We start from the raw sequence: 20,514 nt of genomic DNA on the forward strand, positions 1-20,514 counted from the left end.
GCTCATGTCGGCGCTCCTTGTCAGCGTTGGCCGCGCCTCCGGGCCGTGTTGGGGGTACCGCCCACGTCCTTAAGGCAGTGGGGGAGGTCGCGGGGGTCCGATCACTCGATCGCTGACCACGTAACCGCGTAGCGCTCCGCGGGGGTACCGTTGAACCGGCGCCGGAACTTGAAAGCCTTGAAAGTCCACGCGTGGCGGGGAGTTGGTTTCAGTGGCACAACGTGAGCCGAACGCCCGACTGGGGCCTCTTGTCGCCGAGACCCGATGGACCTACAGCCAGTTCGCACACGCCGTGAATCGCATCGGTGCCGAGATCGGAACACCCTTGCGGTACGACGAATCGTCCGTCGCGCACTGGCTCGCCGGCACCCGCCCTCGCAAGACGGCACGACCGGTCATCCTCGAAGCCCTCTCCCGCAGACTCGCACGACCAGTCACCCACACCGAGTCCGGATTCCCACCCTCCGCAGATCAAGAACCCCAACCCGCAAGCACGGAAGAGGGACTGCTGGATCTCGGCAGGCTGGACATGGACCCATCACGCCGGAACGTCCTGTCCGCTGGCTTATTCTCTGTGGCCCTGACTGTTCCCGAATGGCCAGACGTAGTCGGCCGGATGGAAGGCGTGCAGACGGGCCGACTGCGACGCATCGGATACCGGGAAGTCGATGCAGTGGCGGCAATGACCGAGAAGCTGTCTGAGTTGGACGACCAGTTCGGCGGGCGTCATGCCCGCCCTATGGCCGCCGCGTTTCTCGTCAACACTGTGGCGCCTCATCTTCGAGCCGATGCCCCGGAGGATGTGCGCAAAGACCTGCAGTCCGCTACGTCGGACCTCCTCTATCTGACAGGGTTCATGGCCGTGGACGAGGGCTTCCACGGTCTGGCCCAGCGGTATTACGTCAAGGCCCTGGAGCTGGCCGGGTCCGCCGAGGACCACATGACGTACTGTACGACCCTGCGAGGCATGAGCCTCCAAGCTGTCGACCTGGGGCACGTCGCCCATGCGACCCGGCTTGCAGACGCTGCCGCCGCGGCTTCGCCGGAAGCGGGACCCCGTATGCGTGCGTTTCTCGCCGGCCAGCAAGCACACTGCTACGCCGCAGCCGGGGACCGGCGAACGGCACTTGGCCACCTCCGGGAAGCGGAGGTAGCCATGGAGTGGGCAGAGAGTCGCGCAAAGGCGTTCGGGAGCTACGCCCCGTCGTCCCTGGCGTACCACACATCGCAGGTGCGATATGAGCTAGGCGACAAGAAGGGGGCCGTGGCTTCCCTGATTGAGTCGGACAAACTCCGGGACAAGCACTATCGACGGAGCAGTGTCCGCTATAACGCACTGCTCGCAGAAATCCAGCTGGATCTGGGACATCTGGAAGAGGCATGCGCAACTTGGAACAGGGTCATGGACGAATACCCCCTGGTTCAGTCCGGGGGAGCCGACAAGCGCATGCGCAACATGCAGTCCCTCATCCGTCCCCACCTGCGGAACCATACGGCCCGGACCCTCTACGAACGGGCGCGCAGCGTCGTCCCGCCCGCACGCATCACCTGATGGCGCTCGGGCCGCAACCGTCGGCGGGCGGCCTCAGGTGACACAAGAGCGGGCCGTCGCCGTGGAGCAACTGGACGGACGGGCCGCCGCGCAGGCCGAGGACTCGTTCCGGCTGATCTACGCCGAGGCGATCGCGGAGCCTCCGTACAACGGGACCGAGCACGAGGTGAACGCCACCTTCCGGCGCTTCCGCTCCCAGACCCGCAAGCCCGCCTTCAGCGCAGCCCTGGCCCGAACCGAGGACGGTGAGCCGGCCGGTACGGCCGGGCCTCGATGAGCTGGATCGCGGGTCTCCTGCCTCCCGCGCAGCGGCCGGCGTCGGTAGGATTCCCGCATACCGCACCGGCAGCGGCCTCCCGCACCTCTCCCTGATCACCTGTCCTGGAGGCCGGCCAGTCATGCCCGACTTCACCGTGCGGCTCTTCCGCCGCGACGACCGCGACCAGCTCACCGACCTGGTCAACGCCCACGTCGCCGCCACCGTCCCCGGCCTGTCGGTCTCGGTCAACACCGTGCTCGGCCAGCTCACCCGCGATCCGGGCGAGTTCGTCGTCGACCCCTGGGTCGTCGAACGAACCACGCTCGTCGCCGAGCAGCGCAACCGCGTCGTCGCCGCGGCACATCTGCTCCGCTACGGCTCGGACACCAGCGTCGACCCCGCCTACCGGAACGTCGGCGAGATCAGCTGGCTGGTCTACTGGCCGATCTCCCCGGAGGGCCCGACCTCACGCTTCATGCCGGACTGCACCCCGCCCGCCGAGGCCCTGCTGACCGCCTGCCTCGCTCAGCTGGCCCGGTGGCGGGTCACCACCCGGACGGCCGGCGGCGACCTGCCCGCTCCCACCTTCTGCGGAGTCCCCGACCAATGGCCGCACATCGCCGACCTCTACGAGCGCGCCGGATTCCGGCACACCCGAACGGAGCTCCTCCTCCTCGCCGACACAGCGGACCTGCCGCCCCTCACCCCCGACGTGACCCTCGGCATGACCGTCCGCCGCTCGGTCGGCATCAACGGCACGCGCCTGACCGCCGACCAGGCCGACGGCGGCGAGGCCGGCTACGTCGAGATCGACACCACGATCCACGACACCGGCCGCTTCACCCGCCGCGCCGACTGGGCGGACATCGGAAACCTGCACGTCACCGACCCGGCGCTCCCCTACGAACCCACCGCCACGGCGCTCATCGCCCACGCCGCCGACTGGCTGCGCCTGGCCCGTGTCGACCGTCTCCTCGCCTACGCGGGACCGGACCCCGACGACGCCGTCGAACTCCGCCTCCTCACCGCCCTCGGCTTCCGTACCCTCACCCGCATCCGCTGCGGCTGGGTGCATCGGCCGTAGGAGCTTCGCCCCCGTGGAGGTGGAGCCCGGGACCACCGTGGGACACCGCGCCGACGACATGCCCCCGCAGGGCCCGCGCAGCACAGAGCGCCGACGCAGCGCGGACGAGGTCATCCACGGCGGACACCGGGGCGCCGAGCGCGGCGGTGAGATTCCCCGTGCCCGCCCATGCCGCCACCGCGTGAGCGCGTTGAAAGGCTCCGGGGTGTGCCGGACGAGGTTCCGGCCGGGCTGTCGTGGACGGTGCGGTGTTGCGTTGGTGGCTTACGCATGCCAGGAGAGGAGGCCGAGGTATCGGGCTACCACGTGCTCTACCTCTGCCAGTTCGGCGTGGTCGAGGTAGTGGACCGGGTCGCCGTGGACGTACGAGACGTCGATCGTGCGGATCTGGTCCACCAGCAGTCGCGTACGCGTGCCCGCGACCTCCAGCTCCGGCCGGAAGGCCGCCGGTTGCGCGCTCGTCGACGTGGGGACGATCGTGGCCACGCTCCACGGCATTGAACTGGGGCTCAGGACGAGGCCGTAGCGGCGGCCCCGCTGCTCGTGACCCCGTTTGGCGTCGCCCAGGTCCACGCGGTACATCGCACCGCGGATCACCAGGCGTCCTCCTCGGCGGACAGGTCCTCGTCGCTGAGCCGCTCCGCGTCATCGCGGGCCTGCGCGAGCCAGACCTCGCGTTCCAGCAGTCGCAAGGCGCGCCGGATCACGTCGCTCGTGCGCTCACCCTCGCGCATGGCGGCTCTTATGATCCGCTCGTCCTCCTCCGTGGGGCGGAATCCGATGGTTGCTGCCATGGCATCAGGATACCCGCGGTGTGGAACATTTGTCGCGCAGCTGTGCAACGGCGGGCGGGATCACAGGCGCCAGGCGGGGGCGGGGGCTGCGGGGTGGTAGGCGCAGGTGGTGCCGGTGGAGACGGTCTGTCTGAGGTGGTCGGCCAAGTCCGGGTGGTCCTTGGCGATCTTGCGGAGGGCGTCGCGGATGCGGGCGCCCACCGCCTTGCGGGCGCGTTCCGCCTCGTCGCCCAGGCGGCGGGTGCGGCCGGCGAGGCCCGCCGCGGCGCGCAGTTCCGTGAGGAGGGCGGCGCGTTCGCGGTCGTACGCGGCGGCGCGGGTGTCGTCGCCGGCGGCGGTGGCGTGGTCGATCTCCTCGTCGAGGAGTTCCAGGCGGCGGCGGTAGCGGGACTTGGCCTCGTCGTCCAGCACCGGGTCGCCGCCCAGGCGGTGGGCGGCCACGACCTCCTCGCCGCCCTCCGGGCTGAGGAGACGTACCGCCGCGATCTCGGTGCCGGGGGCGCCGAGGAGGGTGTGCAGGTCGCGCAGGCCCTTGGCGTCGGGGAGGTGCACGGTGCGGGCGGCGTACGTCAGGGTCCACACCCTGCCGTCGTAGCGGAACTCCGCGCCGGAGCCGGGCGGGGGGCGGTGTTCTGCCCGGAGGGCTTCGGGGGGTTCCTGCCGGGGGGCCTCGCGGGGGTCTTCGCCGGGCAGCCTCATGCCCAGGCGGGCCGCCTCCTCCGCCGTCTCCAGCGCCAGCTTCTCCGCCACCGGGTCGCCCTCCTCCCGCAGCGTCCGCGCCAGCCCGTGGCGGGCCAGCACCGACCACGGGCGGGCCTGCATGAGGTCCGCCGAGCGGCGGGCCGCGCGGAAGCCCTCGGCGGCCTCCGCCCGGCGGCCCTCCGCCGCGTCGACCAGCGCCAGCCAGTAGTCGACGGGGCCGCTCATGTCCCAGCCGTAGACCGACACCAGCCACTGTCCGCGGTACGGGGACAGGGCCCGGCGCACCTGCGCGGCCAGCTCGGGATCGCGCGTCGCCGCCGCCGTCTCCGCCGTCAGCCGGAGCCACAGCGGGTAGAAGTTGCGGCTCTCCTGCTGGTCCGTCGGCCCCTCGGCGAGCAGCCGCCGCGCGGGCTCCGGGTCGCCGCGGCGCAGGTCGGTCAGGGCCAGCAGCACGGCCGCGAAGCCGTGTCCCGCGACGGTGACCCGGGACGCCGCCTCCGCGGCCTCCTCGTACCGGCCCTGGAGCATCCGCATCGTCCACCGGTGGTGGTCGAGCATCTCGATCCAGTGCTCGTGCTCGGTGTCGCGGCTCAGCCGCATGACGTGTTCGAGATGCCGCTCGGCGGCCTCGAAGTCGCCGCGCAGCGCCTCGATCAGGCTCTCGTCCATGGCCAGGGTCTGGCTGATGGTGGGCAGGTCGCTCTGCTCGGCGGCGGTCACGTAGCCGCGGTAGGTGTCCAGGAAGCGCGGGTCGCCCAGCTCCAGCAGCGCGACCCAGCGCATCGCCACCGCCATGTGCCGCCCGGCGGGGTTGCCGGCCCGCTCGGCAAGGGTGATCAGCTCCTCCGTCAGCGCCACCCGCTCGGCGGCCGTACCCAGGCCCCAGATCGCGTTGTGCCGGGCCCAGAGACCGAAGCCCAGCTCCTCGTCGTCCTGGCCGCGGCGGGCGCTGACCGACAGGCCGATGCTCAACTCCGCGGCCATCTGGTCGGCCGACAGCTCCGCCTCCGCACCCTCCTCAGACTCCGGGTGGGAGCGGTGGGAGCGGCGGGTGAGCGCGCGGTGGGCCTCTTGCAGCAGAAGGCGGTTGGCGGCGGCCTGGTCCCGGGGGACCGTCGCGCAGTACCCCTCGGCGCTGTGGGCGCCGAGGGCGACGCGGGCGAGCATCTCGGGGTCGTCCTGCTCGCGCGCGGTGTGCACCGCCTCGTCGAACAGCGGCCAGGCGTCGGCCGTCCGCCCGGCGTGCAGCAGCGCACCGCCCAGGTCCAGCGCCGTGAGCACCCGGCAGCGCGCGGACGTGCCGGCGGCGCGCTCGTGCGCCCGGCGCAGGTGCGTCAGGACCTCGTCGTACGCCAGCCGCCCGCCGGCGTCCTCCCCGGCGGCCCGCAGCAGCCCGACGACCTGCTCGGCGGGCAGCTCGTCGCCCGCGGCCCAGGCGTGCCGGGCGCGGTCGGCGGGGAAGACCTTCTCGCTCAGCGCGGGCGCGGCGTCGAGGGCGCGCACGACGGCGGCGTGCCGGCGGCGCGCCTCGGCGGGGTCCAGCGCCTCGTACAGCGTCTCCCGTACGAGGTCGTGCCCGAAAGCGAACGTGCCCGCGCCCCGGCCCACGACCAGCCGGGCGGCGACGGCCGTCTCCAGCAGCCGGTCGACGTGCACCGGCGGCCTGCCGACGGCGGCGGCGAGCACCTGGCGGTGGAACTCCCGGCCGAGCACCGCGGCGGCGACCAGCAGCTCGGCGACCGGGGCCGGGAGCAGCTCCAGGCGGCGGCGCAGCGCGTCGCGCACGCCGGGCGCGACGGCGTCCGCGGAGGCGCCGCCGGCCCAGAGGCGGGCGGTCTGCTCGATGAAGAACGGGTTGCCGCCGGTGCGCCGGTGGACCTCGGCGGCCAGCGTCTCGTCCGGCTCGTGGCCGGCGGTGCGGGCCATGAGCCGGGCGGTGCCGCCGCGGTCGAGACCGGTGAGGGTGACGGTGGTGGCCTTGGCGACGAGCGGGGCGATCTGGTCGCGCAGCGGGTGGCCGGGGGTGTCGACCTCGGCGTCCCGGTACGTGCCGATGAGCAGCAGCCGCTCGAACCACGTGTGCTGCGCGGCGAACTCCAGCAGGCGGAGGGAGGCGGGGTCCGCCCAGTGCAGGTCGTCGAGGACGACGATGACGGGGCGGGCGTGCGAGACGGAGACGAGGGCGGTGGTGACGGCGTCGGCGAGGCGGAAGCCGTCGGCGGGGGCGGGTCCGCGCCCGCTCCCGGGCGGGGGGCCGGTCGCGGGTACGGAGTCAGGGCTGTGGTCCGTTCCGCGATCGGTTCCGTGCGCGTGCGGGTGGTGCGGCCCGTGCGCGTGGTCCGGCGGGTGCTGGCCCGGCCCGTGCCGGGGGTCCGGGGCGGGGTCCTGCCCCTGCCCGGGGGCGTCGGGCGGGCCGTGTTCGTGGCGCGGGCCGTGCTCGTGGCGCGGACCGTGTTCGTGGCGCGGGCCGTGCTCTGCCCCCGCCGGGTCCTCGCCCAGCAGGACGTCCAGCCCGCCGCCCGCCGCCTCGCGGGCCGCCTCCCACTCCGCCGCGGGCACGCCGCGCCGCAGCGCCCGTACGACCTGGACCCAGGGCCAGTACCCCGGGGCGCTGTCCGACGCCCAGCACGAGCCGCCGAGCACCAGCGTCCCGCGCCGTCTCGCCTCCGCCAGAGCGGAGGTGACCAGCGTCGTCTTGCCGATGCCCGGCTCGCCCGTGACCAGCACGAGGCCCCCGTGGCTCTCCGCGGCCCGCTCGGCCTCGGCCCGGAGGACGCCCGCGGGGTGGTCCCGTCCGATGAGTGCAGCAGTCATGTCCCTTGCACTGTGACACGCGCCTATGACAGCGGGGCAGCCCTTTTCCCGTGTTTCGGCGCGACGGGCCTGCTCGGCGGGTCCGTAGCGGCCGGGGAACAGGCCGGACACGGGGAGTGTTACTCTGAACATCAGCACCGCGTTGCGCCCGCAGTACGGCGCCCGTGCTTCTGCACCACCCGCTCCGGTTCTCCGTCGAGTCGCTGACTGGCGCCGGGCGAGGTTGCTTCACCTCTCTACGCGGCCGCGCGTGCCCAAGCCGCGCCTCTGCCGCACATCCCACACACCCCTTGGAACCGCGACACCGTCCGTGAAAGGACCGTGCATGACTACGACGACACACACCACAGCCACGACCCCGGCGGCCGACGCCGTCCGGGCCACGTCCGAACTCCCGGCGGTCGCCGGGGTGTTCGAGCCCGTGGGCAACCACGGCTTCCTGCGCGTCGGCGGCCTGCAGCCGGGCGACGACGACGTCCAGGTGCCCGCGAACCTCGTACGCCGCTTCGGCCTCCGCAAGGGCGACCTCGTGGCGGGCGGCGTGCTGCCGGCCCGCGGCGCTGATGCCAAGCGCGACGACGCTCCCGGCACCGGCACCGGCACCGGCACCGACACCGACACCGGCACCCGCACCGGCAACGGCAGGCGCCGTGACCGCGGCGCCGCCGCCGACCGGCGGTCGAAGGCCCCCGCCCTCGCCCGCGTCGACCGCGTCGCCGGCCTCGACCCCGAGGCCGCCGCCCGCCGCCCCCGCTTCGCCGACCTCGTCCCCCTCCACCCCACCGAGCGGCTGCGCCTGGAGACCCCGGCCGGCCGGCTCACCAACCGCGTGGTCGACCTCCTCGCTCCCGTCGGCAAGGGCCAGCGCGGCCTGATCGTCGCCCCGCCCAAGACCGGCAAGACGATCCTGCTGCAGCACCTCGCCGACGCCATCGCCGTCAACCACCCCGAGTGCCACCTCATGGTCGTGCTCCTGGACGAACGCCCCGAGGAGGTCACCGACATGCGGCGTTCCGTCCGCGCCGAGGTGGTCTCCTCCACCTTCGACCGCCCCGCCCACGAGCACGTCGCCGTCGCCGAGATGGCCGTGGCGCGCGCCAAGCGGATGGTCGAGGCCGGGCAGGACGTCGTGATCCTGCTGGACTCGCTGACCCGGCTGTGCCGCGCCGCCAACAACAGCGCCGGCGCCGGCGGCCGCACCCTCAGCGGCGGCGTGGACGCCTCCGCGCTGCTGATCCCCAAGAAGCTCTTCGGCGCCGCCCGCAACATCGAGGGCGGCGGCTCCCTGACGATCCTCGCCTCCGCGCTGGTCGAGACCGGCTCCCGCGCCGACGACTACTACTTCGAGGAGCTGAAGAGCACCGGCAACATGGAGCTGCGGCTGAGCCGCACGCTCGCCGAGCGGCGCATCTTCCCCGCCGTCGACGTGCACGCCTCCGGCACCCGCCGCGAGGAGCTGCTCGCCGCCCCCGGCGAGGTCGCCCTGCTGCACCGGCTCCGCCGGGTGCTGGGCGACCGCGACACCGTGCAGAGCATGGAGCTGCTGCTGGAGCGGATGAAGGAGAGCGGCGGCAACGCGGAGTTCCTGCTGCGCCTGGGGCGTACGACACCGGCGTGACGGGGACGGGCGCGCGCGGGCGTACGGAGCCGGGGCCCCTCACGCCGCGTCCGGCAGCGCCGCCGGCGCGCCCTCCGACACCTGCGAGCCCTCCGGCCGTACGAGCGTGCACACCAGCTCGCCGCCGTCCGCGTCCACGTCCGCCAGCACCGTGTCCCCGGGCCGCACCGACCCGTCCAGCAGCAGGTTCGCGATCCGGTTGTCCAACTCCCGCTGCAGCGTGCGCCGCAGCGGCCGGGCGCCGAACTCCGGCTGGTGCCCCAGCGCGACGAGCCGCTTCTTCGCCGCCTCCGTCACCTCCAGGTCCACCTCCTGCGCGCGCAGCCGCCGCCGGCTGCGGTCCAGCAGCAGGTCCACCACCGAGGAGAGGTCCTCCTCGGTCAGCCCGTGGAAGATGATGACCTCGTCGATGCGGTTGAGGAACTCCGGCAGGAAGCGGGCGCGCAGGTCCTCCATCAGGTCGCTGCGGATCTCGTCAACGCGCCCCTCATGCGCGAGGATCCGCTGGGCGCCGATGTTCGACGTCATAATGACGACGGTGTTGCGGAAGTCGACCGTCCGCCCCTGCGCGTCCGTCAGCCGCCCGTCCTCCAGCACCTGCAGCAGCGCAGAGAAGACGTCCGGGTGCGCCTTCTCGATCTCGTCGAAGAGCAGCACGCTGTACGGGCGCCTGCGCACCTTCTCCGTCAGCTGCCCGGCCTCCTCGTAGCCGACGTAGCCGGGCGGGGCGCCGAGCAGCCGCGAGACCGTGTGCCTCTCCTGGAACTCGCTCATGTCGAAGCGGACCATCCGGTTTTCGTCGCCGAACAGCAGGTCTGCCAGCGCCTTCGCCAGCTCCGTCTTGCCCACGCCGGTGGGGCCGAGGAAGAGGAACGAGCCCGTCGGCCGGTCCGGGTCGCTCATGCCGGCGCGCCCGCGGCGTACCGCCTCGGCGACCGCCACCACCGCCTCGTCCTGACCGACGACCCGGTCGTGCAGCGCGTCCTCCAGCTTCAGCAGCTTGTCCTTCTCGCTCTCCGTCAGCTGCGCGACGGGGATGCCGGTCCTGCGGGACAGCACCCCGGCGATGTCCTCCGCGGTCACCTCCATGACGCCCTCGCGCCGCTCCTCGACGCCCGCCAACTCGGCCTCCGTCTCGGCGATCCGCTCCTTCAGCTGCGACGCCTTCTCGTACATCTCCGCCGCGACCGCCTCGTCCTTCTCGCGGCGCAGCTTCGCCAGCCGGTCCTCGCGATCGACCACCTCAGTACTACGATTCATCGAGCGCAGCCGTACGCGCGCGCCCGTCTGGTCCACGAGGTCGATGGCCTTGTCGGGCAGGAAGCGGTCGGAGACGTAGCGGTCGGACAGCTCGGCGGCGGCGGCCAGCGCCTCGTCGGCGAAGCGGACCTGGTGGTGGGCCTCGTACGAGTCCCGCAGCCCTTCGAGGATCTGCACCGTCTCCGCGACGGTCGGCTCCGGCACCAGCACCGGCTGGAAGCGGCGCTCCAGCGCGGCGTCCTTCTCCACGTGCCTGCGGTACTCGCCGATCGTCGTCGCGCCGACGACGTGCAGGTCGCCGCGGGCGAGCGCGGGCTTGAGCATGTTGCCCGCGTCCATGGCGCCCTCGCCGCCCGAGCCCGCACCGACGACGGTGTGCAGCTCGTCGATGAACAGGATCGTGCTGTGCTCGGCGCCCTTCACCTCCTCGATGACCTTCTTCAACCGCTCCTCGAACTCGCCGCGGTACTTCGAGCCCGCGACCAGCCCGGCCAGGTCGAGGGCCACGACCCGCTTCCCGGCGAGCGTCTGCGGCACGTCGCCGGCCTCGATGCGCTGCGCCAGGCCCTCGACGATGGCCGTCTTGCCGACGCCGGGCTCGCCGATGAGCACGGGGTTGTTCTTGGTGCGGCGGGAGAGGATCTCGACGGTCTGCTCGATCTCCTCGGCCCGCCCCACGACCGGGTCGAGCCGCCCGGAACGGGCCTCGGCGGTCATGTCGCGGCCGTACTCGTCCAGCGTCGGGGTCTCGCTCTGCGGCTGCTGCCCGGGCTGCCCCTGCGCGCCGGGCCGGCCGGGGGCGGCGGCGCGCCCCCGGTGCCGGCCGAGGGGCCGCCGCTGCGCGAACGGCTCACGTACGCCGAGGTGATGTGGGAGGTGGCGCGCGAGCGCGCGGCCGACGGCGAGCACGAGCAGGCCGTCGCGGCGCTCCACGAGTCGGCCGCCCACCTGCGTGGCAGCCGCGCCCTGGCCACCACGCACGCCGCCCGGCAGGAGCGCGGCGGGCTGCTCGCCGAGGTGCTGCGCCGGCTGCACTCGCTGACCGGCGACGGCGATGCGCTGCACGAGGCCGAGGAGACCATAGACGAGCTGCTGGCCGGCTGGCCCGACGACGAGCTGGTGCCCGCCCGGCTGTTCCTCGCCCGCGGCCGCGTCACCCTCGGCCGCGCCCACGCGGAGCAGACGATAGACGAGACGCGGGCGTACGGGCTGCGCGCCGCGGCCGACCTGCGCACCGGTGTCGACCTGCTGCGGATGGAGGGCGGGCCGGAGCAGCGGCGGCAGGAGTGCGAGGCGCTGCTCGACCTGGCGGAGGCGAACACGACCGCGGCCGGCGACGCCGGCGCGGGGCGGGCGCTGGCGGCGCTCGACCGGGCCGGGCGGCTCGCCGCCGCCCTCGACGACTACCGGCTGCACGCCGAGAGCCTGCGCCGCAAGGCCCAGGTGCGGGTCGCGGAGTTCACCCGCGGCGGGCACGGCGAGCTGCTGGTCGAGGCCGACGGGTGGCTGGCGGAGGCGCGGAGGCTGCTGCCGCCCGGCGCGGCGCTGTACGGCGAGGTGCTGACCGAGCACGGCGAGCTGCTGCTGCGCCGCGCCCGGCTCGCTCCCGGCGACACCGACCTGCGCGGCCGGGCGGTGCCGGTGCTGCGCGAGGTGCTGGCGGAGACGCCGCAGCGCCATCCGGACCTGCCGCGGCGGCAGTTGCTGTTCGGCAGGTCCCTGCGGCTGCGGTACGAGTCGTTCGGCACCCGCACCGACCTGTACGAGGCGGAGTGGGTGCTCGACCTCGCCGCGCGCGAGGACGAGGCGCCGCCGCGGGTGCGCGCCCACGCCTGGCTGGAGCTGGGGGACGTGCAGCTGCTGATAGACCTGCGGACCGAGTTCCGGCAGCGGCAGGAGCGGGCGGCGGACTGCTACCGGCGCGCGGCGCTGCTGGCCGAGCGGGCCGGCGACCCGGCCGACGCCGCCCGCGCGCACCACCGGCGCGGCCAGATGCTGGAGCCGACCGCGGGCCGGGCGGCGGCGCTCCGGGCGTACCGCGACGCCTGGGAGCAGTGGAACCGCGCGGAGCAGACGGACAGCGCCGGGGCGGAGCTGACCCGGGAGCAGATCCGCACGCTCGAAGGCGAGGACTGACCCCGGTCCGTTTCGCTGCACGACTGTTCGGGGAAGGACTCTCACACCCTTCCGGAGGAGAACAGCGTGGAGAACCCCCTGTCGGCGAAGCCGGACGGGACACCGTCAGCCGCAGGCCCGGCCGTCCTTCTGCCCGACTTCAGCGACGTCGACGTGTACGCGGTGGCCGCCCGCGGCGAGCCGCCGGTGCTCGCGGGAGCCGTCGCCCACCTGCTCCGCAACTGGCCGTCCGGCAACGACGCCGCGGCCTACTTCGAGAACGGCCCTGACGACTAGGGCGCCGCACAAGCCCAGGGCGCACACTCCGGCCCACGCCACCCGAAGCCCGCCGACGAAGCCGGGCGGTCAGATTGCGGCAGATTACGTACAGAAACAGTCAGTTGGGCTGCCGCCGGGTTTCACGCGTGTGACGAGTGCGCCATGCATTCAGGGGCGGTGGGTCGTCACCGTCCGGACTCGGGGGGACCGGGGAGCCGCATGGACTACGGAGGCACGGGCGCGGAGCAGCAGGCGCCCTGGCCCGGCCGCCTGCTGGACGTCGACCGGCTGCGCGCCGCCGGGGTCCGGGCGGTGCCGTTCCGGCAGTTCATCCTGAAGGTGCACAGCCGCTGCAACCTGTCGTGCACCTACTGCTACGTCTACCACGGCGCCGACAGCGGCTGGCGCGACCGCCCCGCCCGGATGCCGGAGGCGGTCACCCGGCACGCCGCCAGGCGCATCGCCGAGCACGTACGCACCCACGGGCTGCGCCGCATCCGCATCGAGCTGCACGGCGGCGAGCCGCTGCTCGCCGGTGCCGCCGCGCTGGTCCGGCAGACGGCGCTGGTACGGGCGGCGCTGCCGGCCGACTGCACCGTCGTCGCCGGCGTGCAGACCAACGGCACGCTGCTCACCGAGTCCGCGCTGGCGACGCTCGCCGCCGGCGGCGTCCGGGTGGGCCTGAGCGCCGACGGCGGCACGGCCGGGCTGAACAGCCGCCGCGTCGACCACGCCGGCCGCCCCGCCTGGCCCGCGCTGGAGCGCGCGGCCCGGCTGCTGCGCCGGCATCCGGGGAGCCACGGCGGCATCCTGTGCACGGTCGACGCCACCGCCCCGCCGGCCGCCGTGCTGGACTCGCTGTGCGCCCTTCAGCCGCCGGTCGTCGACTTCCTGCTGCCGCACGCCAACTGGTCCGCGCCGCCGCCCCCCGTGCCGGGCCGCGGCCCCACCCCGTACGGGGACTGGCTGTGCGAGGTCTTCGACCTGTGGTGGGACCTGCCGCGGCCGTCGCCGCGGGTGCGGCTGTTCACCGAGATCCTCGGGCTGCTGCTGGGCCGGCCGAGCGGCACCGAGGCCGTGGGTCTCTCGCCGGTCACGGCGCTCGTGGTGGAGACCGACGGCGCCGTCGAGCAGATCGACTCCCTCAAGTCCGTGTACGAAGGTGCGGCGGGCACCGGCCTCGACGTCTTCCGCAACTCCTTCGACGAGGCGCTGAACCACCCCGGCATCGCCGCCCGGCAGCTGGGTCTGCGGGCGCTGTCCGCGCAGTGCCGCAGCTGCCCGGTGGTCGGGGTGTGCGGCGGCGGCAACTACGCGCACCGCTTCCGGACCGGCGAGGGGTTCCGCAACCCCTCCGTGTACTGCGCCGATCTGGAGCGGCTCATCCGGCACGCCGCCCGCCGGCTGGCGACCGCGGTGACGGCGCAGCGGAAGGTCACCGCGGGGCCGCCGTGCGTGAGCTGACGGGTCACCAGATGAGATACTGTGCCCCCAGGATGGCCCGTCTCGACACCGGAGGGAGACGGTCGTATGGCCGAGCCCATCAGCATCAGTTACGCGGGGTTCAACCGCCCCTGGGCGGTGTGGATCGCCCACCAGCTGGAGCTGCTCGGACACCCCACCGCGATGCTGCGCTGGAGTCCCGCGCCCGGCCGCCCGCTGGCGGACGAGCTGTCCGCGTTATTGGAGGCGCCCGACCGCATCCTGCTGGTGCTCGACGACTGGTTCTTCGGTCTCGGCCCGCGTGAGGAGCAGGAGTGGGACGACGCGCTGCGGACGGTCATCCCGCAGCACGGGCAGCGGTTCGCCGCCGCCAGCGTCGCCACCAACATGCCGGTCGCGGCGGCGGCGCTCGCGCCCGTGGACCTGCGCGACCTCGGCACCGTCGAAGCCCGGCGCCGCATCCTCACCCGGCTCGGCATCGACCCGGACACGCCGGTGCCCCCGGAACGCGAGCCGGAGCGGGCCCCGCGGTTCCCCAACGACCCTCCGGTGATCTTCAACACCCCCCGCCGCAACTACCGCTTCACCGGCCGCGACGACATCCTGGAGCGGCTGCACGGCACGCTGGCCTCCGGCTCCGGGGCCATGGGCCAGGGCGCCCGGATCGCGCTGTCCGGCACCTCCGGCGTCGGCAAGAGCCAGATCGCCGTCGAGTACACCCACAGGTTCGGCAACGACTACGACGTCGTCTGGTTCGTCAACGCCAACTACCGCATGACGGCCCGCGAGCAGCTCGCCGACCTCTCCGTACGGCTCAACCTCCCGGTCGGCAGCAACATCGGCGAACGGGTCCGCCGCGTCCGCGACGCCTTGCGCACCGGCCGTCCGTACCGCCGCTGGCTGCTGGTCTTCGACAGCGCCGACGAAATGGAGCTGCTCGACGACATCATTCCCGAGGGCGAGGGACACGTGCTCATCACGACCCGCACCCGGGACTGGGCGGTGAGCGGCGGCGCCCAGGAGATCGAGGTCCCGCACTTCACCCGGGAGGAGAGCGTGGCCTTCGCCCGCCGGCGCGCCCCCCGGCTGTCCGAGGACGAGGCGGACGGGCTGGCCGAGGCGGTGCAGGACCTGCCGCTGGTGCTGAGCCAGACCGCGGCGTGGCTCGACTCCAGCACGATGGCGCCGGCCGAGTACATCGAGCTGCTGCGCGAGAAGGAGCCCGGCAAGGTCGGCATCAGCATCGGCTCCGACTACCCGATGGGCTTCCTGACGAGCTGGTCGATAACGCTGAACGGCATGCGCGAGAAGACGCCGGCGGCGGCCGCCATGCTCAACCTGCTCGCCTTCTTCTCCCCGGACACCATCCCGGTGTCCCGCATCGTCGAGCGCAGCGACCAGCTGCCCGGGCATCTGGCGGAGCTGGCGGGTGATCCCATCAGCTGGCACTCCGCGCTACGCCGGCTGTCGGAGTCCACCGCGGTGACGATCGACTACCGCACCGAACCGTCGCCGGAGTCCGAGGTCGAAAAGGTCCGTATGCACCGTCTGTACCACCGCTTCCTGCGGAGCGACCTGCCCGAGGACGAGCGGGATTCCATGTCGGCGACCGCCTGCCGGATCCTCGCCGCAGCCGACCCCCGCCGCCCGACGGACACCCGGGAGTGGGGCAGGTACGCCGAGCTGCTGCCGCACCTGGAGCCGGCCGGCGCGCTGGAGAGTTCCGACCCGGCGGTGCAGGAGCTGGTCCTGCACTGCATCGACTACCTGCTCCAGCGCGGCGAGTACCGCGCCGCCCTGCGGATGTGCGAGCTGACGCTCGCCCCGTGGAACATCCGGCTCGAACCCACGCACCGCTCGATGATCACCCTGGTGCACCGGCATGCCGAGGCGCTGCGCAACCTCGGCCGCTACCACGAGTCGGAGGCCGCCGGCCGGCGGCTGGTGGAGGTGCTGCGCCCGGTGCGTGACGAGGAGGACCCCAGCGTGCTGACGGCCAGGAACGGCCTGGGCGGCGCGCTGCTGGGCCTGGGCGAGTACGAGGCGGCGCGGGAGATCTTCGACGACATCCGGGAGAAGTACTCCGACCTTCTGGGCGCCGACCACCCGCGCACGATGTCGGTGCGCAGCAACCTCGCGGTCGCCCTGGCCCTGCTGGGCCGGTACCAGGACGCGCTGGAGATCCACAAGGACGTGCTCGTCGAGCGGGAGCGGCGACTGCGTCTGCGGCACCACCAGACCATGACCTCCGGCAACCGCTACGCATGGATGCTCCGCCTCCTCGGCCGCTACGAGGAGGCCCACGCCCGGCAGCAGCGCAGCGTCACGTTGCACCGGCAGGTCATGGGCGAGCACAACCCGCAGACCCTCCGCGCCGAGCACAACCTCGCGCTGTGCCTGCGCCGGCTGGGCCGGCTCACCGAGGCCGACACCCTCATGGAGTCGGTGGTCGAGCGCTTCACGCAGGTCCAGGGACCCCGGCACCCCGAGACCCTGATGGTCGAGGCCGACTACGCCACCTTCCTGCGCGAGCACCGCGACCTGCACCGGGCGCGGGAGCTGGCCGAGTCGGTCAACCGGCGGTACGAGGCGATGCTCGGCGAGCAGCACCCGTTCACCGCCGGCACCCTCGGCAACGTCGGGCTCGCCCTCTGGCCCACCGGTGACTGGCAGGAGGCCTCCGAGATCGCGGAGCTGGCGCTCACCCGCATGACCGCCGCCGTCGGGTCCGCGCACCCGTGGACGCTGGGCTGCGCGCTGAACGCCGCCGCCGCGCGCAACCGGATCGAGGAACCGGAGCACGCCGAGGAGCTGAGCAGGCAGACGCTGGACACCGTGAAGGAGATCCTCGGCCCGCAGCACCCCATGGCGCTGTCGGCGATGATGGCGCTCGCGGACGACCTGCGGTCGCTGCGCCGCGCGCAGGAGGCGAAGAAGGTGGAGCGGGAGGCCATGCAAGTCCTGAGCGAGACGCTGGGCAGCGACCACCCGCACACCCTGGCGTCACGGCGCCGGGAGCGCCCGTACTGGGACTTCGAGCCGCAGCCGACGTGACGTAGCGCGGGACCGCACCCGCACGCGAGAAGGGCCCCGCGCGCAAAGCGCGGGGCCCTTCCGCTGTGCGCGGGGGTACGGACCGGGCGGGCCGGCCCGTACCCCGCGGGCGCTCAGAGGTCGAAGACCTCGGCGAGCAGCTGGGCGTGCTCCGCCTGGTGGCGCTTGGCCGAGCCGACCGCCGGCGAGGACGACGACGGACGCGAGACCCGGCGCAGCCGGTCGGCGTTCGGCACCGGGTCGGAGCCGATGATCAGGTCCAGGTGGTCGACCAGGTTGAGCGCGATGTACGGCCATGCGCCCTGGTTGGCCGGCTCCTCCTGGGCCCACACGAACGTCGCCGCGCCGCTGTAGCGCTCCAGCTCCGCCTGGATCTCCACGCCGGGCAGCGGGTACAGCCGCTCCAGCCGGATGATCGCGGTGTCCTGGGCGCCGCGCTTCTGCCGCTCGGCGTCGAGGTCGTAGTAGACCTTGCCGGAGCAGAAGACGACCTTGCGGACCGCGGCCGGGTCGACGGAGTCGTCGCCGATGACCGGCCGGAAGCCGCCCGAGGTGAACTCGGCCGTCCGCGACGCCGCCGCCTTCAGCCGCAGCATCGACTTCGGGGTGAAGACGACCAGCGGCTTGTGGTGCGGGTTGTGGACCTGCCAGCGCAGCAGGTGGAAGTAGTTCGACGGCAGCGAGGGCATCGCGACGGTCATGTTGTTCTGCGCGGAGAGCTGCATGAACCGCTCGATACGGGCCGAGGAGTGGTCCGGGCCCTGGCCCTCGTAGCCGTGCGGCAGCAGCAGCACGACGCCGGAGGACTGGCCCCACTTCTGCTCGGCGGAGGAGATGAACTCGTCGACGACGGTCTGCGCGCCGTTGACGAAGTCGCCGAACTGCGCCTCCCACAGGACCAGGGAGTCGGGGCGGGCCAGCGAGTACCCGTACTCGAAGCCCATCGCCGCGTACTCGCTGAGCAGCGAGTCGTAGACGTTGTAGCGGGCCTGGTCGGGGGCGAGGTAGTTCAGCGGGGTGTGGTCCTCGCCGGTCTTCTGGTCGACGAGCACCGCGTGCCGCTGGCCGAAGGTGCCGCGCCGGGAGTCCTGGCCGGAGAGCCGGACCGGGGTGCCCTCCATCAGCAGCGAGCCGATGGCCAGCGTCTCGCCCATGCCCCAGTCGATCGTGTCGTCCTCGACCATCGAGACCCGGCGCTGCAGCTGCGGCAGCAGCCGCGGGTGCACCGAGACCTGGTCGGGCAGGCTGACCTGGGAGTCGGCGATCCGCTTGACGACCTCCGCGGAGACGGCCGTGTCCATGGCGACGGGGAAGCCGGGCAGCGCGTGCGGCGGCACCTCGGCCGGCGCGGGCGTCTCGGTGGCGTCCCGTACCTCGGTGAAGACCTTCTCCAGCTGGCCCTGGAAGTCCTGCAGGGCCTGCTCGGCCTCTTCCATGGTGATGTCGCCGCGGCCGATCAGCGACTCGGTGTAGAGCTTGCGCACCGAGCGCTTCTTGTCGATCAGCTCGACCATCTGCGGGTTGGTGAACTGCGGGTTGTCGCCCTCGTTGTGCCCGCGGCGGCGGTAGCAGATGAGGTCGATGACCACGTCCTTGTTGAACGCCTGGCGGTATTCGAAGGCCAGCCGGGCGACGCGCACGACGGCCTCGGGGTCGTCGCCGTTGACGTGGAAGATCGGCGCCTCGATCATGCGGGCCACGTCCGTGGCGTACATCGAGGAGCGCGCGGACTCCGGCGGGGCGGTGAAGCCGACCTGGTTGTTGATGACGACGTGCACCGTGCCGCCGCAGCGGTAGCCGCGCAGCTGCGACATGTTGAGCGTCTCGGCGACCACGCCCTGGCCGGCGAACGCGGCGTCGCCGTGCAGCGCCAGCGGCAGCACGGTGAAGTCCGTGCCGCCCTTGCCGATGATGTCCTGCTTGGCGCGGACCACGCCCTCCAGCACCGGGTCCACGGCCTCCAGGTGGGAGGGGTTGGCGGTGAGGGAGACCTTGATCTGCTCGCCGTCCAGGCCGGTGAAGGTGCCCTCCGTGCCCAGGTGGTACTTCACGTCGCCGGAGCCGTGCATCGACTTCGGGTCGAGGTTGCCCTCGAACTCGCGGAAGATCTGCGCGTACGACTTGCCGACGATGTTCGCCAGCACGTTGAGCCGGCCGCGGTGCGCCATGCCGATGACGACCTCGTCGAGGCGGGACTCGGCGGCGGCGTCGATGACCGCGTCCAGCAGCGGGATGACGGACTCGCCGCCCTCCAGCGAGAAGCGCTTCTGGCCGACGTACTTCGTCTGCAGGAACGTCTCGAACGCCTCCGCGGCGTTCAGCCGGCGCAGGATGCGCAGCTGCTCCTCGCGCTCCGGGGTGTCATGCGGGCGCTCCACCCGCTCCTGGATCCACGTGCGCTCCTTCGGATCCTGGATGTGCATGTACTCGATGCCGGTGGTGCGGCAGTACGAGTCCCGCAGCACGCCGAGGATGTCGCGCAGCTTCATCATCGACCTGCCGGCGAAGCCACCGACGGCGAACTCGCGTTCCAGGTCCCACAGCGTCAGCCCGTGCTCGTTGACGTCGAGGTCGGGGTGCTTGCGCTGCTTGTACTCCAGCGGGTCGGTGTCGGCCATCACGTGGCCGCGGACCCGGTAGGAGTGGATCAGGTCGAAGACCCGGGCGGCCTTGGTGACGTCGTCGTCGTGGCTGGCGTCGATGTCGCGGAGCCAGCGGACCGGCTCGTAGGGGATGCGCAGGGACTTGAAGACGTCGTCGAAGAAGTCGTTCTCGCCCAGCAGCAGCTGGTGCATGATTCGCAGGAACTCGCCGGAGGCGGCGCCCTGGATGACGCGGTGGTCGTACGTCGACGTCAGCGTCATCACCTTGGAGACGCCCAGCTTGTTCAGGGTGTCCTGGGAGGTGCCCTGGAACTCGGCGGGGTAGTCCATCGCGCCGACGCCGAGGATCATGGACTGGCCGGGCATCAGCCGCGGCACGGAGTGCACGGTGCCGATGCCGCCGGGGTTGGTGAGCGAGCACGTCACCCCGGCGAAGTCGTCCATGGTCAGCTTGTTGGCCCGGGCGCGGCGGACGATGTCCTCGTACGCCTGCCAGAACTCGAAGAAGGTGAGCGTCTCGGCCTTCCTGATGGCCGCGACGACGAGCTGGCGGTCGCCGTTGGGCTTGACCAGGTCGATGGCCAGGCCGAGGTTGACGTGCTCGGGCTTGACCAGGGTGGGCTTGCCGTCCTTCTCCGCGAAGGCGTGGTTCATCGACGGCATCTGCTTCATCGCCTGGACCATCGCGTACCCGATGAGGTGCGTGAAGGAGACCTTCCCGCCGCGGGCGCGCTTGAGGTGGTTGTTGATGACGATGCGGTTGTCGAAGAGGAGCTTCACCGGGACCGCGCGGACGGAGGTGGCCGTCGGCAGCTCCAGCGAGGCGTTCATGTTCTTGGCGACGGCGGCGGCCGGGCCCCTCAGGGGCACCAGCTCGGGACCCGCGGCCGGGTCGGCGGCGGGCATGGCGGCGGGCTTGGCCGGCGCGGCCGCCGCG

Annotated in this window: 13 protein-coding genes; 8 read left to right on the top strand and 5 right to left on the bottom strand. The window is 72.8% G+C overall.

Annotated elements, in window-relative coordinates:
* Positions 1-211 precede the first annotated feature (211 nt).
* The 3 genes from ABD317_RS08425 to ABD317_RS08435 all read left to right on the top strand — a co-directional run bounded on the left by ABD317_RS08425 (position 212) and on the right by ABD317_RS08435 (position 2,895).
* Positions 212-1,552 carry a tetratricopeptide repeat protein gene (locus ABD317_RS08425; RefSeq protein WP_344289164.1) on the top strand — a complete coding sequence of 447 codons (1,341 nt, stop codon included), beginning with the start codon at positions 212-214 and terminating at the stop codon, positions 1,550-1,552.
* 37 nt (positions 1,553-1,589) lie between these two features.
* Positions 1,590-1,829: a hypothetical protein gene (locus tag ABD317_RS08430; RefSeq protein WP_344289165.1), complete on the top strand. Its 240-nt coding sequence runs from the start codon at positions 1,590-1,592 to the stop codon at positions 1,827-1,829.
* A gap of 121 nt (positions 1,830-1,950) precedes the next feature.
* A complete protein-coding gene (locus ABD317_RS08435; protein WP_344289166.1) occupies positions 1,951-2,895 on the top strand; it encodes a GNAT family N-acetyltransferase in 945 nt (314 codons plus the stop codon).
* Between the two features lie 264 nt (positions 2,896-3,159).
* Here the strand turns inward: ABD317_RS08435 and ABD317_RS08440 are convergent, their stop codons facing one another.
* Genes ABD317_RS08440 through ABD317_RS08450 form a run of 3 tightly spaced genes read right to left on the bottom strand, consistent with a single transcriptional unit; the run spans position 3,160 to position 7,205 of the window.
* The gene (locus ABD317_RS08440; RefSeq protein ID WP_344289167.1) at positions 3,160-3,492 is read right to left on the bottom strand and encodes a type II toxin-antitoxin system PemK/MazF family toxin; all 333 of its coding nucleotides are present in this window, start codon (positions 3,490-3,492) and stop codon (positions 3,160-3,162) included.
* Entirely contained in the window at positions 3,489-3,689 is a 201-nt protein-coding gene (locus ABD317_RS08445) for a hypothetical protein (RefSeq protein ID WP_344289168.1), read from the bottom strand. The genes ABD317_RS08440 and ABD317_RS08445 overlap by 4 nt, the downstream gene beginning before the upstream one ends.
* A gap of 60 nt (positions 3,690-3,749) precedes the next feature.
* Positions 3,750-7,205 carry an AAA family ATPase gene (locus tag ABD317_RS08450; RefSeq protein WP_344289169.1) on the bottom strand — a complete coding sequence of 1,152 codons (3,456 nt, stop codon included), beginning with the start codon at positions 7,203-7,205 and terminating at the stop codon, positions 3,750-3,752.
* 409 nt (positions 7,206-7,614) lie between these two features.
* Between ABD317_RS08450 and rho the strand changes: the two genes are divergently transcribed.
* Positions 7,615-8,823: a transcription termination factor Rho gene (rho, locus tag ABD317_RS08455; protein WP_344289175.1), complete on the top strand. Its 1,209-nt coding sequence runs from the start codon at positions 7,615-7,617 to the stop codon at positions 8,821-8,823.
* A 39-nt stretch (positions 8,824-8,862) separates the two neighbouring features.
* On the opposite strand, the gene ABD317_RS08460 is transcribed toward rho, so the two are convergent.
* The gene (locus tag ABD317_RS08460; protein ID WP_425582310.1) at positions 8,863-11,016 is read right to left on the bottom strand and encodes an ATP-dependent Clp protease ATP-binding subunit; all 2,154 of its coding nucleotides are present in this window, start codon (positions 11,014-11,016) and stop codon (positions 8,863-8,865) included.
* Here ABD317_RS08460 and ABD317_RS08465 point away from each other — a divergent pair.
* The 4 genes from ABD317_RS08465 (at position 10,960) to fxsT (ending at position 16,974) form a co-directional block, all read left to right on the top strand.
* Complete coding sequence (locus ABD317_RS08465; protein ID WP_344289170.1) at positions 10,960-12,219, top strand: hypothetical protein; 1,260 nt, start codon at positions 10,960-10,962, stop codon at positions 12,217-12,219. The two genes, ABD317_RS08460 and ABD317_RS08465, sit on opposite strands and share 57 nt — an antisense overlap.
* Before the next feature lie 66 nt (positions 12,220-12,285).
* Positions 12,286-12,495, top strand: a complete 210-nt coding sequence (locus ABD317_RS08470) for a hypothetical protein (RefSeq protein ID WP_344289171.1) — start codon at positions 12,286-12,288, stop codon at positions 12,493-12,495.
* A gap of 201 nt (positions 12,496-12,696) precedes the next feature.
* Positions 12,697-13,941 (top strand): FxsB family cyclophane-forming radical SAM/SPASM peptide maturase, encoded by a 1,245-nt coding sequence (locus ABD317_RS08475; protein WP_344289172.1) that lies wholly within the window; start codon positions 12,697-12,699, stop codon positions 13,939-13,941.
* Positions 13,942-14,007: 66 nt separating this feature from the next.
* Positions 14,008-16,974: an FxSxx-COOH system tetratricopeptide repeat protein gene (gene fxsT, locus ABD317_RS08480; protein ID WP_344289173.1), complete on the top strand. Its 2,967-nt coding sequence runs from the start codon at positions 14,008-14,010 to the stop codon at positions 16,972-16,974.
* A 113-nt stretch (positions 16,975-17,087) separates the two neighbouring features.
* On the opposite strand, the gene ABD317_RS08485 is transcribed toward fxsT, so the two are convergent.
* The coding region (locus tag ABD317_RS08485; RefSeq protein ID WP_344289174.1) for a multifunctional oxoglutarate decarboxylase/oxoglutarate dehydrogenase thiamine pyrophosphate-binding subunit/dihydrolipoyllysine-residue succinyltransferase subunit at positions 17,088-20,514 on the bottom strand (3,427 nt) is incomplete at its 5' end.

This window comes from Streptomyces synnematoformans (assembly GCF_039531005.1).
GTDB classification, from domain to species: domain Bacteria; phylum Actinomycetota; class Actinomycetes; order Streptomycetales; family Streptomycetaceae; genus Streptomyces; species Streptomyces synnematoformans.